Below are 11,648 nucleotides of genomic sequence, written 5' to 3'. Positions count from 1 at the left end.
GGGACAGGCCATGGAACTCGACGATCTGATCCTGATCAGCGTCGACGACCACATCATCGAGCCGCCCGACATGTTCGTGAACCACCTGCACCGGCGGTACTGGGGCGACGCGCCCCAGCTGGTGCACCGCGAGGACGGCACCGACGTGTGGACGTTCCGGGATGTCGTCATCCCGAACGCCGCGCTCAATGCCGTTGCGGGACGGCCGAAGTCGGAGTACGGCATGGAGCCGCAGGGCCTGGACGAGATCCGGCCCGGCTGCTACGACGTGCACGAGCGGGTGAAGGACATGAGCGCCGGAGGCATTCTGGCGCAGATGAACTTCCCGTCGTTCCCGGGATTCGCGGCGCGGCTGTTCGCGACCGACGATCCCGGGTTCTCGCTCGCGCTCGTGCAGGCGTACAACGACTGGCACGTCGACGAGTGGTGCGCGGCCTATCCGGGCCGGTTCATTCCGATGGCGCTGCCGGTGATCTGGGATGCCCGGCTGTGCGCGGACGAGGTGCGGCGCAACGCCGCCAAGGGCGTGCACTCGCTGACCTTCACCGAGAATCCGGCGGCGCTGGGCTACCCCAGTTTCCACGACCCGTACTGGAATCCGTTGTGGGAGGCCCTGGTCGACACCGACACCGTCCTGAGCGTGCACATCGGCTCGTCGGGGCGGCTGTCGGTGCCGGCGGTGGATTCGCCGCCGGACGTGATGATCACCCTGCAGCCGATGAACATCGTGTCGGCCGCGGCGGATCTGCTGTGGTCGCGGGTGATCAAGGACTATCCGGGTATCAAGATCGCGCTGTCCGAGGGCGGCACCGGCTGGATCCCGTATTTCCTGGAGCGGGTGGACCGCACCTACGAGATGCATTCCACCTGGACGTTGCAGGACTTCGGCGGGAAACTACCGTCGGAGGTGTTCCGGGAGCACTTCCTGACCTGTTTCATCAGCGATCCGCTCGGGGTCCGGCTACGGCACGACATCGGCATCGACAACATCTGCTGGGAAGCGGACTACCCGCACAGCGACTCCATGTGGCCGCACGCGCCGGAGGAACTGCACGGGGTGTTCACCGAGAACGCGGTGCCCGACGCCGACATCGCGAAGATGACCCACGAGAATGCCATGCGCTGGTATTCCTTCGATCCGTTCGCGCACATTCCGAAGGAGAACGCCACGGTCGGCGCCCTGCGGAATGCGGTGGCGGATCACGACGTGAGCACGCAGTCGCGCAGCCACCGAGTGGTGGCGCCGGAGGACAAGCTGGCGGGTTACCGCGAGCGGGCCCGCCGGGCGGTCGCGGCGCGGTGAACGGGTCCCACCGGCGCGGGCGTCACGGGACCGCGCCCGCGCCGGTGGACGGCCCGGACGAATTCGATCCGCCGCAACGACGGAGCAGTGAATTATGGAGGTTGGTGAATGTGGCCGAGGGCATGAATTTCGAGCTGAGCGATGACCAGCAGCTCATCCGGAAATCGGTCGCCGAATTGTGCAAGCGATTCGACGACCAGTACTGGATGGAGAAGGATCTCGCGCACGAATTCCCGACCGAGTTCTACGAGGCGATGGCCAAGGGCGGCTGGCTGGGCATCGCGATTCCGGAGGAATACGGCGGGCACGGGCTGGGGATCACGGAGGCGACGATCCTCGCCGAGGAGGTGGCGCGCTCCGGCGGCGGCATGAACGCCGCGACCGCGATCCACCTGTCGATCTTCGGCATGCATCCGGTGGTGGTGCACGGTTCGGAGGAACTCAAGCAGCGGGTGCTGCCGCGGGTGGCCGCGGGTGAGCTGCACGTGTGCTTCGGCGTCACCGAACCCGGTGCGGGCCTGGATACTTCGCGGATCACTACGTTCGCCAAGCGCGACGGCGACCATTATGTGGTCAACGGCCGCAAGGTGTGGATCTCCAAGGCCCTGGAGTCGGACAAGATCCTGCTGCTGGCGCGCACCCAGAGCTACGACTCGGTCGAGAAGAAGACCGACGGCATGACGCTGTTCCTCACGGATCTGGATCGCAGCAAGGTCGACATCCGTCCCATCAAGAAGATGGGCCGCAATGCCGTCAGCTCGAACGAGCTGTTCATCGACGGGTTGCGCATTCCCGTCGAGGACCGCGTCGGCGAGGAGGGCAAGGGCTTCAAATACATTCTCGACGGCCTCAATCCGGAACGGATGATGATCGCCGCAGAGGCGCTCGGCATCGGCCGGGTGGCGCTGGACCGGGCCGTGCGTTACGCGAACGAACGCGTCGTCTTCGATCGGCCGATCGGCATGAATCAGGCTATCCAATTCCCCCTGGCGGATTCGCTGGCGCACCTGGATGCGGCCGAGCTGATCTTGCGGAAGGCGACATGGCTCTACGATAACGGAAAGCCCTGTGGCCGTGAGGCGAATACGGCGAAATACCTGTGCGCCGACGCCGGATTCACCGCCGCCGACCGTGCGCTGCAAACCCACGGCGGCATGGGTTATGCCGAGGAGTACAACGTGGCGAGGTATTTCCGGGAGGTCCGGGTCATGCGTATCGCGCCGGTCAGCCAGGAAATGATCCTCAATTATCTGGGCTCGCACGTACTGGGTCTGCCCCGCAGTTACTGAGCCGGTTCACGAGCCACGAGAGAGCAGGAGTGACAGGTATGGGCCGCAACGATTCTCGCGCGCGAGTGCCCCGATGACCGCCGCGCCGCCGCAGGGCGGGCTGCTGGCGGGCATCACCGTGGTGGCGCTCGAACAGGCGGTGTCGGCGCCGATGTGCACCCGGGTGCTGGGCGACTTCGGCGCCCGGGTGATCAAGGTGGAGAATCCGTCCGGCGGCGACTTCGCCCGCTGGTACGACGATGTCGTCGAAGGCCAGGCCGCGCACTTCGTCTGGTGCAACCGCGGTAAGGAATCGGTCACCCTGGACCTGAAATCCCCTGCGGGCGTGGATCTCCTGCACAAGCTGCTGGACCGGGCCGACGTCCTGGTGTCGAATCTGGCGCCCGGCGCGACGGCCCGGCTCGGCGTGGCCCCGGATCAACTGGCGCGCAGCCATCCCGATCTGATCGCCGTCGAGATCGACGGTTTCGGAGCGGGCGGCCCGCTGTCCCACAAGCGCGCCTACGACCTGCTGGTGCAAGCCGAATCCGGGGTCTGCTCGGTGACCGGCTTCCCGGGCGAGCCCGCCAAACCCGGCCCGCCGATGGCCGACGTCACCACGGGACTGCACGCGGCCCTGTCGATCCTGGCGCTGCTGACCGCCCGCGAACGCGGCCGCACCGGCGGCGCGCAGGTGTCGCTGAGCCTGTTCGACACCATGGCCGACATGATGGGCTACCACCTCACCTACACCCGGCACTCCGGCATCGAACAGCAGCCCCTGGGCATGAGCTCACCCGCGGTGGCCCCGTACAGCGCGTACCCCACCGGCGACGGCCAGACCGTCGTGCTGGGCACCACCAACGACCGGGAGTGGCAGCGACTGGCCCGCGAGATCCTGAACCGCCCCGACCTGGCCGACGACGAGCGGTTCCGCACCAACCCGGACCGCTGCCGCAACCGCGAACTCCTCGACGCCGAGATCGGATCCTGGTGTGCGCGGCACGATCTCGCGCACATCCAGAAGACCGCCGACGACGCCGGCATCGGCAACTCCCGCTACAACACCGCCGCCGAGGTGGTCGCGCACCCGCAGCTGTCCGAGCGCGACCGCTGGCGCGAGATCGACAGCCCCGGCGGCGTGATCCCGTCCCTGCTCCCGCCCCCGATCATCTCGGGCCACACCCCGCCGATGGGCGCGGTCCCCGGACTGGGTGAGCACACCGACGCGATCCTCGCCGAACTCGGTATCGGCACTACCGAATTGGCGCGGTTGCGGGAGTCGAAGGCGATCGGCGCGGAGTACCCGCGATGAGCGCGGTCGGCGGCGGAGCCACCCGGCGGCACTCGAAGCCGTGCCACGACGGCCGGCTCGTGCGACAGGACACGGCGGCCGGAACCGGCGTGACGTGCGCGCGGCGGCGCACGGCGAGCGGCGGCGAGCGGTCCCCGTGGCACGGTACGCCGGCGGCGAACTGTGCGAGAACCATTCGCGCCGTAAGGATGACGGGAGCCGCCGTGGATGCGGGGGTGGCGGCATGACCGACGCGGCACTGCTGATCGACGATCGCGACGGTATCCGGACGCTGACGCTGAACCGCCCGGCCCGGAAGAACGCGATCGACCGCGCGCTGTGGCTGACGTTGCGGGACACGTTCACCGAGACCGGCACCGATCCGTCGATCCGCGCCCTGGTGGTCACCGGAGCCGGGGGCGCGTTCTGCTCCGGCGCCGACCTCGCCGCCGGCGACGACACGCACCCGATGTACAAGGTGCGCTTGATGAACGAGGTGGCGCTCGCGCTGCACGAGCTGCCCATCCCGACGGTTGCCAAGGTGACCGGAGTCGCCGTCGGCGCGGGCTGGAATCTGGCGCTGGGCTGCGATCTCGTCGTCGCCACCCCGGAATCGACCTTCTCGCAGATCTTCGCGAAGCGCGGGCTGTCCCCGGACCTCGGCGGCTCCTGGCTGCTCCCGAAGCTGGTCGGCCTGCAACAGGCGAAACGTCTTGCGCTGCTGGCAGAAACGATCACCGCCGCCGAGGCGCACGCACTGAACCTGGTGACCTGGGTGGTGCCCGGCGCCGAGATCGACCCGTTCGTCGACGATCTCACCGGCCGCCTGGCTGCCGGTCCGCCGATCGCGCTGGCCCAGACCAAGGCACTGCTCAACGAGGGCGCTGACCGCACCCTGCGCGACGCGCTGGCGAACGAACAACGCGCCCAGGCAATGAATTTCGGCACCGCCGACGCGGGCGAGGCGTACGCGGCCTTCGCGGCGAAGCGCCCCGCCACCTTCACCGGCCGCTGGGCCGTTCCCCGGCCGTCGGCGGAGAAGTGAGCACCGGGCGTCCCGGCGCGTCCTGGTTCGGGCACACCGGTGTCCGGCCGCGCGGCCCGACGGGCGCGGCGGGATGCGCGGCCGGGGCGCGTCTCGGGCCGGGCGTCGCAGGACAGGTGCCGGACCCGGTGCCGGGATCCGCTCTCGCCCGCGAGCCGGCGAACGGCGAAACATGCACCACCGCAGGCGAATCGGCACCTCCGGTGCCGCACAACATTTCGGTCGCAACGGTGCACCGACGAATTCCACGGCAGAGTAAGGGAAGAACATGCGCGAAGTAGTGATAGCCGAGGCCGTGCGCACGCCGGTCGGCAAGCGCAACGGCGGCCTGTCCACGGTGCATCCGGCGGACCTGTCCGCCATCGTGTTGACGGCGCTTGCCGAGCGCACCGGGATCGATCCGGTCATCGTGGACGACGTGATCTGGGGCTGTGTCTCGGCCGTCGGCGACCAGTCCAGCAACATCGGCCGCTACTCGGTGCTGGCCGCCGGCTGGCCGGAGAGCGTGCCGGGCACGACCGTCAACCGCGCCTGCGGATCCAGCCAGCAGGCGCTGGATTTCGCCGTGCAGGCGGTGATGTCGGGCCAGCAGGACGTCGTGGTCGCCGGTGGCGTCGAGTCGATGAGCCGAGTCCCGATGGGCGCGGCCAAGGGCAACGGCATGCCGTACGGCCCGATGGCGCTGGCCCGCTACAACAATTTCGAGTTCAACCAGGGCGTCGGCGCCGAACTGATCGCGCAGAAGTGGGGATTCGACCGCGCCGCCGTCGACGAATACGCGGTGCGCTCGCACGAACTGGCCGCCGCCGCGCAGGACGCTGGTGCCTTCGACGCCCAGATCGTCCCGGTGCCCACGGAGAACGGGAAGGTCACCGCCGACGAGGGTATCCGTCGTGGCACCACCGCGGAGAAGCTCGCCAACCTGAAGCCGTCGTTTCAGGCGGACGGCGTGCTGCACGCGGGCAACGCCTCCCAGATCTCCGACGGTGCCGCCGCCATCCTGGTGACCACCCCCGAGAAGGCCCGCGAACTGGGCCTCACCCCCATCGTCCGGTACACCGGCGGCGCGGTCGCGGGCTCCGACCCGGTGCTGATGCTGACCGGCCCGATCCCGGCCACCGAGAAGGTGCTCCGCAAGACCGGCCTGAGCATCGGCGACATCGGCGCGTTCGAGGTCAACGAGGCGTTCGCCCCGGTCCCGCTGGCCTGGCTCGCCGAAACCGGCGCGGACCTCGAGCGCACCAACCCGCTCGGCGGCGCGATCGCCCTCGGCCACCCGCTCGGCGGCTCCGGCGCGGTGCTGATGACCCGTCTCGTGCATCACCTGCGCGACAAGGGAATTCGCTACGGCCTGCAGACCATGTGCGAGGGCGGCGGCACCGCCAACGCCACCATCGTCGAACTGATTGCCTAGGAGCTGTTTTCGTGCGCCGCGACATTTTCACCGAAGACCACGAGGCCTTCCGCCAACTGGCGAGGGAGTACATCGAGAAGGAGGTCGTCCCCCGCTACCCCGACTGGGAGAAGGCCGGCCGCATGCCCCGGGAGGTGTTCGAGAAGCTCGGCTCGCTCGGCCTGCTCGGCACCGCCATCCCCGAGGAGTACGGCGGCGGCGGTGTCCGCGACTACCGCTACAACATGGTGCTGCAGGAGGAGTCGTACCGCGCCCAGGTCACCCTGAGCACGGTCCGCACCCAGATCGACGTGATCCTGCCGTACTTCCTGGAATACGCGAACGCCGAACAGCGTGACCGCTGGTTCCCGGGCCTCGCCAACGGCACCCTGCTCACCGCGATCGGCATGACCGAACCCGGCACCGGTTCGGATCTGGCGGGCATGCGCACCACCGCGGTCCGCGACGGCGACGAGTACATCATCAACGGCGGCAAGACCTTCATCACCGGCGGCCTGCTCGCCGACCTGGTGATCGTGTGCGCCCGCACGTCCACCGACCCGGACAACCGCCGCGCCGGCCTCACCCTGATCGTGGTGGAGAGCGGCCGTCCCGGCTTCACCAAGGGCCGCATCCTCGACAAGATGGGCTGCAAGGTCCAGGACACCGTCGAACTCCACTTCGACAACGTCCGCGTCCCCGTGACCAACCGCCTGGGTGAGGAAGGCGCCGCCTTCTCCTATCTCGGCCACAACCTGGCGCAGGAACGCATCACGGTCGCAACGGGTTCGGTGGCGCAGGCGCACGCCGCCATCGCCGCGACGATCGACTACGTCAAGGAGCGCAAGGTCTTCGGCCAAGCGGTCGCCGGATTCCAGAACACCAAATTCGAACTCGCCGCCATGTCGGCGGAAGTCGAAGCGGCGCAGGCGATGCTGGACCGCGCGGTCATGGAACTGGTCGAGAACCGGCTCTCCGCCCCGGACGCCGCCCGCACCAAACTGTTCTGCACCGAGGTCCAGGCCCGCGTGGTGGACCGCTGCCTCCAATTGTTCGGCGGCTACGGCTACATGATGGAATACCCCATCGCCCGCCTCTACACCGACGCCCGCGTGGCCCGCATCTACGCCGGCACCAGCGAGGTGATGAAGACCATCATCGCGAAGGATCTCGGCCTGCGCTGAGCGGCCGGGAGGCGAACTCGCCGCCCCCGGCGGATCGTCGCGGCCGAGAACCCGTACGACTCGCGGCTGCCGCTCGGCGGGCATCAGCCACCGCCCGGGCGGCCGCCTCGCCCCCACTCCGACGACTCACCGCGCCCGCACGGGGTCACCGTCGCCCACGCCGGCGCAGGGATCGAACAGCGGCTGCCACCCCTCCGGACTGACGCACCGTCTGCCAGAATGCCGGAGTGCCGCATGCCGATCTGACCGCCGAGCGGTGGCGGGAGTTGTCCGACGAAGCCGCGCTGCGGGTCGCACGGGCGATCGCCCGGGAGAACGCCGCCGAACTGCTCGGCATCCACCCCGGCGAATACGCGGGCCGCCGACACCGGACCGCCCGGTTCGAGCGGGCCGGCCTGCGTCTGTCGCTCGTCCCAGCCGCCCGTGCCCGCCTCGGATACGAGGGCGACCGCTTCGTCCCGTCACCACATCAGTCAGCCGACTATGCCGACAGCGCAGCCGAATACGGCCTGCCACCGCTCGCAGAGTACATCGACACGATGACCTCACCGGATCGCGTGGTCGATCTCCCCGCGATGCTGGTCGGCGTCGAAGCCCTGGAACCCCGCGCCGAGGTCACCCACGAGCAGGCGTCGGAGAAGTTGTCGGCACTGGGAGTGCGGCCGAGCACCCCGGACGAATGGGAATACGCCTGTGGCGCAGGCGCCACCACCCTGTTCCGCTGGGGCGACGACACCCCCGACACCGGCTACCCGTTCGATCACTCCGCGGGTGCGCACCGTAAACCGAACCTGTGGGGCCTGTCGATCGGCCAGGACCCATACCGGCACGAATTCACCACGGAGCGAGGCATCGTCTGCGGCGGCGACGGTGGCAGCGCGACCTGCGGCGGCACCGGCTTCTTCCTCGGTTGGCTCACCCTGGCGACCAGCTTCCGCGACAAGGAATTCGGCGCCTGGCTGGATTCCGGCGACGGCTACACCGCCGAGATGCTGATCCGCCCGGTCGTCGAGACAGCCTGAGCGAGAGAGCGATTCGGCCGACCGATCAGCGATCGACCTGCCACGGCGCGTCCGCCGGTGGCGCACCGGTCTCCGCCGATCCGCAGCGCCTCGGTGAGCGGCACAGTGTCCCCATGCTGTCACTCATCGTGCATCGAAACGATGTGTGCCACACCGAACCGACCATGCGGGTTTCGGGCGGGACCCGGAAGATCAGGAGCCACTTCCGGTATGCCGGGACCGACGCCGTCCGGACCTCGTGAGCCAGATCGCCGCCGAACCGATCAGCACGACCGAGACGGCGATCAGTTCCAGCGGCGGCCGGGGCTCGTCCATCACGACAGGCGGCCTGTGCTCACGAGTTCGTCTCTGCCACACCGGCTGCGGGGCCACCTCGGGTAGCTCCACCTCGGGTGCGCGCTCGATCCACCTGCCCCGCAACCATCCGAACAACTGGATGCCCGCCACGCCCACCGCGAGCCCGAGCAGAATGCCCGCGAGCACCCGAAGCTGCTCCCACCGGCTCTGGGAATCGGTGTCGATCAACCGCGCCGACGGCTGGAACGGATTAGTCAGTGCCCAGCCCGATCCCGCCGATGCGGTGGCCGCCGGAACCGCGCCGTCGACGAACATTCCGGCAGTAGGCTTCCCGCCGTCCACGCGAAAGGTCGTCGCAGGCGGCCGCGCCCACACCCCGGCCAGCGCGTCGACCCCGGCATACGGTCCCGCATCGCTCGCGGAAGTTCCCGGCAGCGAACCGATTCGGGGCCACGCCTGCCCGTACCGGGGCGCCTGCCACCAGCCGAGATCCCAGTGCCGCTGCACACCCGCCCCCGCCGCACCGGTGAACTGCGCCGAGACACTCCCGGCCAGCGATCCGGACGGCGTCTGCACACACGGCCCGACCTCCGGAAAGTCCAGCGCGACAGCCTGTGTCGCGCCGAGCGCGAGCCGCTGCCCCGACTGCACATCATCGAGAGCCGGATTCGGCAGTGCGTTCACGACCGGCCGATCGGCGTCTCCCGCGACCGCCCCGCTCGCCCGCAGCCCCGCCAGCCGCGCATCGCCCCCGATCAGCAGCACACCATGGAACGGATAGTCCCCGCACACGGCCACCGAATAGGTCAACTGCGGATGGTCACCGGGCGCACCGGAAACAACCGGGGCGACGGACAATTCGACATGATCGTCCATCGGATCCTGATCGGACTGCAACACCGCCACCCAGCCGTCGAACGGCGACATGGACGGCCGACCATCGAGTGTCTCCGACACGAGGCCGAAGAACACCAATGCGGCGAGGCAGATCGTCACGACGACTGCACCGGGCCACCAGCGGTGTCCACGTTTCGTATCTGGTCGAGAAGGCAAAGCGGTCTCCGGAGCTGGGGGTGCGGTTCACGCAGGTCCCCGGCTGCGGACGAAACCGTCCGGCCGACGACGCTTGCGGACAGAAGGTTACCGCAGCACGATCGGCACCCGGAAAGCTGAGCCGCCGCACCGACACTCGGTCAGATGCGGCCACCAGACTCGACCGGCACACCATCGCGCCCGCCCGGCGCCGCGCAGAGCAGCACCGTCGGGCAACGGCACCGGCACGCGCCCCGCGGACCGCGAACCATCGACCCGTCCTGTGCGCTGTAACGTCGGCAGTGCGAGTGGGCGGTGTGGGGCCGCGAAGCCCATCGGTACGAAGGTGACTCAGTTATTCGAGAGCAGGGGCGATGAATTCGGACAGTTACACCAAGGCGTCATCCGGGGGTTGCGTATGGGTGGAACTCGACACGTGGAGAAACGAATTCGACGCTCTCGACGAAGCGGAACCGGTAGCCGCTGCATTCTTTCGCGGACTCATGCGCCGGGCGCAGAAGCACGGCCTGGGAGACGGTGACTATCGAGCCCCGGTCGGGCTGAAACTGTCTCGCCTGAATCGGCCGTGGATCGCCGAATTTCGAACACTCAGTGGGAACGAAACCCAGCATCTGCGCCTGTACTGGGGCGAAGCCCCCGAGGACGATAAGTCGCTGGTCGCCTGTCTCGTCGGGGCGAAGGCCGCCAGAACGCCCCTGCACAGGTCCCTGCCGACCCAGGATCGGCATATCGGAACGGCGATGGACAGGCTCGCAGGCTGGTGCAGGAGTGCTGCGACAACTTGCCGCAAGCTGCGGCAACACTGATAGAGTTGCAGCACATGCAACCGGATGGAAGGCGGGTGGCCATGAGGTTCCGCGGGACGCGACTCCGCTCGAAGACGGCCAACCGGGCGCTCGCGGACATGCTCGCCGAAGCCGAGTTCGATCTGAAGGATGCCTTGGTGGCGGCGCGCAAGGCTGCGGGGCTCGAACAGAAGGACATCGCGGAGCAGATCGGCGTGGACAAGAGCACGATCTCCAGATTCGAGCGACTGGACTCGAACCCCACGCTCACGATGATACGAAATTACGCGTACGCGGTCGGCGCGGTTGTGCGCTTCGACATTGTTCCGTTCGATCAGGCCGTTGCGGGCGAATCGGCCGAGTCGGCGCCGTCCCGGCCGGGAAACCAGGCTGGGGTCGCCGGTCCAGGTCCTGCGTTTCTTGACCGGGTACTTCGCGCGAACTCTTTCGCGTTCGTCAACGATGCCGTGAGTGGTCCCAGCGCATCCCGCGCGGCCACGATTGCCACCCAGACCGTGCGAACCACGATCGAGAATCCCGTTCACATATGAAACTGACATTGTTCGTGGCTGATTCGGCGCAAATAGATGCCAGCGGTAAACTGAATGCCCTGGGGCTGGGCTGGGATCAGATCACCACTCCGACCCCGCCGATCTCTCTGGTGATATTCGTCGATTTCGAAGTCGTGCGAGTTTCGAACGATCCGATGCCGCTCACGATCACCTGTCTGGATACCGGTAACGAGCCCGTGAAACTCGATGCGGAGGGCACCGAACTTCGTTTTCGGGGGGAACTGAACACCGAAGCCGGAGCACTTCGGGCATTGGCTACAGTCAATTTGGCGCCCGGATTGCCGTTGTCTCCGGGTGCGTACCGGTGGATCGCTGCGCTCGACGGTACCGATGTCAGTGCAGCGCTGCCCTTCAAGGTCATACGCGCCGATACCGCGATTTCCACATCGGCCGGCCCCACATGATGTCCCGGACGTGATTCGCCGCTCGGCC

General features: G+C 68.2%; 11 protein-coding genes. 10 read left to right on the top strand and 1 reads right to left on the bottom strand.

The window, feature by feature from the left end; translation table 11 throughout:
- The first annotated feature begins 10 nt into the window (after positions 1–10).
- The 7 genes from NRB56_RS34590 to NRB56_RS34560 all read left to right on the top strand — a co-directional run bounded on the left by NRB56_RS34590 (position 11) and on the right by NRB56_RS34560 (position 8,509).
- Positions 11–1,303 (top strand): amidohydrolase family protein, encoded by a 1,293-nt coding sequence (locus tag NRB56_RS34590; RefSeq protein WP_153348571.1) that lies wholly within the window; start codon positions 11–13, stop codon positions 1,301–1,303.
- 122 nt (positions 1,304–1,425) lie between these two features.
- Positions 1,426–2,592: an acyl-CoA dehydrogenase family protein gene (locus NRB56_RS34585; protein ID WP_153348619.1), complete on the top strand. Its 1,167-nt coding sequence runs from the start codon at positions 1,426–1,428 to the stop codon at positions 2,590–2,592.
- A 73-nt stretch (positions 2,593–2,665) separates the two neighbouring features.
- Positions 2,666–3,886, top strand: coding sequence for a CaiB/BaiF CoA transferase family protein (locus NRB56_RS34580; RefSeq protein ID WP_153348570.1), 1,221 nt, complete (start codon positions 2,666–2,668; stop codon positions 3,884–3,886).
- A 223-nt stretch (positions 3,887–4,109) separates the two neighbouring features.
- Positions 4,110–4,910 carry an enoyl-CoA hydratase/isomerase family protein gene (locus NRB56_RS34575; protein WP_153348569.1) on the top strand — a complete coding sequence of 267 codons (801 nt, stop codon included), beginning with the start codon at positions 4,110–4,112 and terminating at the stop codon, positions 4,908–4,910.
- A gap of 268 nt (positions 4,911–5,178) precedes the next feature.
- Positions 5,179–6,324, top strand: a complete 1,146-nt coding sequence (locus tag NRB56_RS34570; RefSeq protein WP_153348568.1) for a thiolase family protein — start codon at positions 5,179–5,181, stop codon at positions 6,322–6,324.
- A gap of 11 nt (positions 6,325–6,335) precedes the next feature.
- A complete protein-coding gene (locus tag NRB56_RS34565) occupies positions 6,336–7,487 on the top strand; it encodes an acyl-CoA dehydrogenase family protein (protein ID WP_319943959.1) in 1,152 nt (383 codons plus the stop codon).
- Between the two features lie 227 nt (positions 7,488–7,714).
- Positions 7,715–8,509 (top strand): hypothetical protein, encoded by a 795-nt coding sequence (locus NRB56_RS34560; protein WP_227838575.1) that lies wholly within the window; start codon positions 7,715–7,717, stop codon positions 8,507–8,509.
- 192 nt (positions 8,510–8,701) lie between these two features.
- Here NRB56_RS34560 and NRB56_RS34555 read toward each other — a convergent pair whose 3' ends face one another.
- Complete coding sequence (locus tag NRB56_RS34555) at positions 8,702–9,802, bottom strand: hypothetical protein (protein ID WP_153348567.1); 1,101 nt, start codon at positions 9,800–9,802, stop codon at positions 8,702–8,704.
- A 458-nt stretch (positions 9,803–10,260) separates the two neighbouring features.
- On the opposite strand from NRB56_RS34555, the gene NRB56_RS34550 reads away from it, so the two are divergent.
- Genes NRB56_RS34550 through NRB56_RS34540 form a run of 3 tightly spaced genes read left to right on the top strand, consistent with a single transcriptional unit; the run spans position 10,261 to position 11,620 of the window.
- Positions 10,261–10,665, top strand: coding sequence for a hypothetical protein (locus NRB56_RS34550; protein WP_153348566.1), 405 nt, complete (start codon positions 10,261–10,263; stop codon positions 10,663–10,665).
- Between the two features lie 14 nt (positions 10,666–10,679).
- A complete protein-coding gene (locus NRB56_RS34545; RefSeq protein WP_227838574.1) occupies positions 10,680–11,195 on the top strand; it encodes a helix-turn-helix domain-containing protein in 516 nt (171 codons plus the stop codon).
- A complete protein-coding gene (locus NRB56_RS34540) occupies positions 11,192–11,620 on the top strand; it encodes a hypothetical protein (RefSeq protein ID WP_153348565.1) in 429 nt (142 codons plus the stop codon). Before NRB56_RS34545 ends, NRB56_RS34540 begins: the two co-directional genes overlap by 4 nt.
- Positions 11,621–11,648 lie beyond the last annotated feature (28 nt).

The sequence above is a fragment of the Nocardia aurantia genome (genome assembly GCF_009604425.1).
Classification (GTDB): Bacteria; Actinomycetota; Actinomycetes; order Mycobacteriales; family Mycobacteriaceae; genus Nocardia; species Nocardia aurantia.
Note: the sequence above shows the minus strand (reverse complement) of the source record. Positions and strands in the feature narration are given on the sequence as shown.

What these genes read in the sequence shown, in the direction of transcription:
- NRB56_RS34590 (WP_153348571.1), top strand. Translation starts at nt 11, where the DNA reads ATGGAACTCGACGATCTGATCCTGATCAGCGTCGACGACCACATCATC.
- NRB56_RS34585 (WP_153348619.1), top strand. Translation starts at nt 1,426, where the DNA reads ATGAATTTCGAGCTGAGCGATGACCAGCAGCTCATCCGGAAATCGGTC.
- NRB56_RS34580 (WP_153348570.1), top strand. Translation starts at nt 2,666, where the DNA reads ATGACCGCCGCGCCGCCGCAGGGCGGGCTGCTGGCGGGCATCACCGTG.
- NRB56_RS34575 (WP_153348569.1), top strand. Translation starts at nt 4,110, where the DNA reads ATGACCGACGCGGCACTGCTGATCGACGATCGCGACGGTATCCGGACG.
- NRB56_RS34570 (WP_153348568.1), top strand. Translation starts at nt 5,179, where the DNA reads ATGCGCGAAGTAGTGATAGCCGAGGCCGTGCGCACGCCGGTCGGCAAG.
- NRB56_RS34545 (WP_227838574.1), top strand. Translation starts at nt 10,680, where the DNA reads ATGCAACCGGATGGAAGGCGGGTGGCCATGAGGTTCCGCGGGACGCGA.
- NRB56_RS34540 (WP_153348565.1), top strand. Translation starts at nt 11,192, where the DNA reads ATGAAACTGACATTGTTCGTGGCTGATTCGGCGCAAATAGATGCCAGC.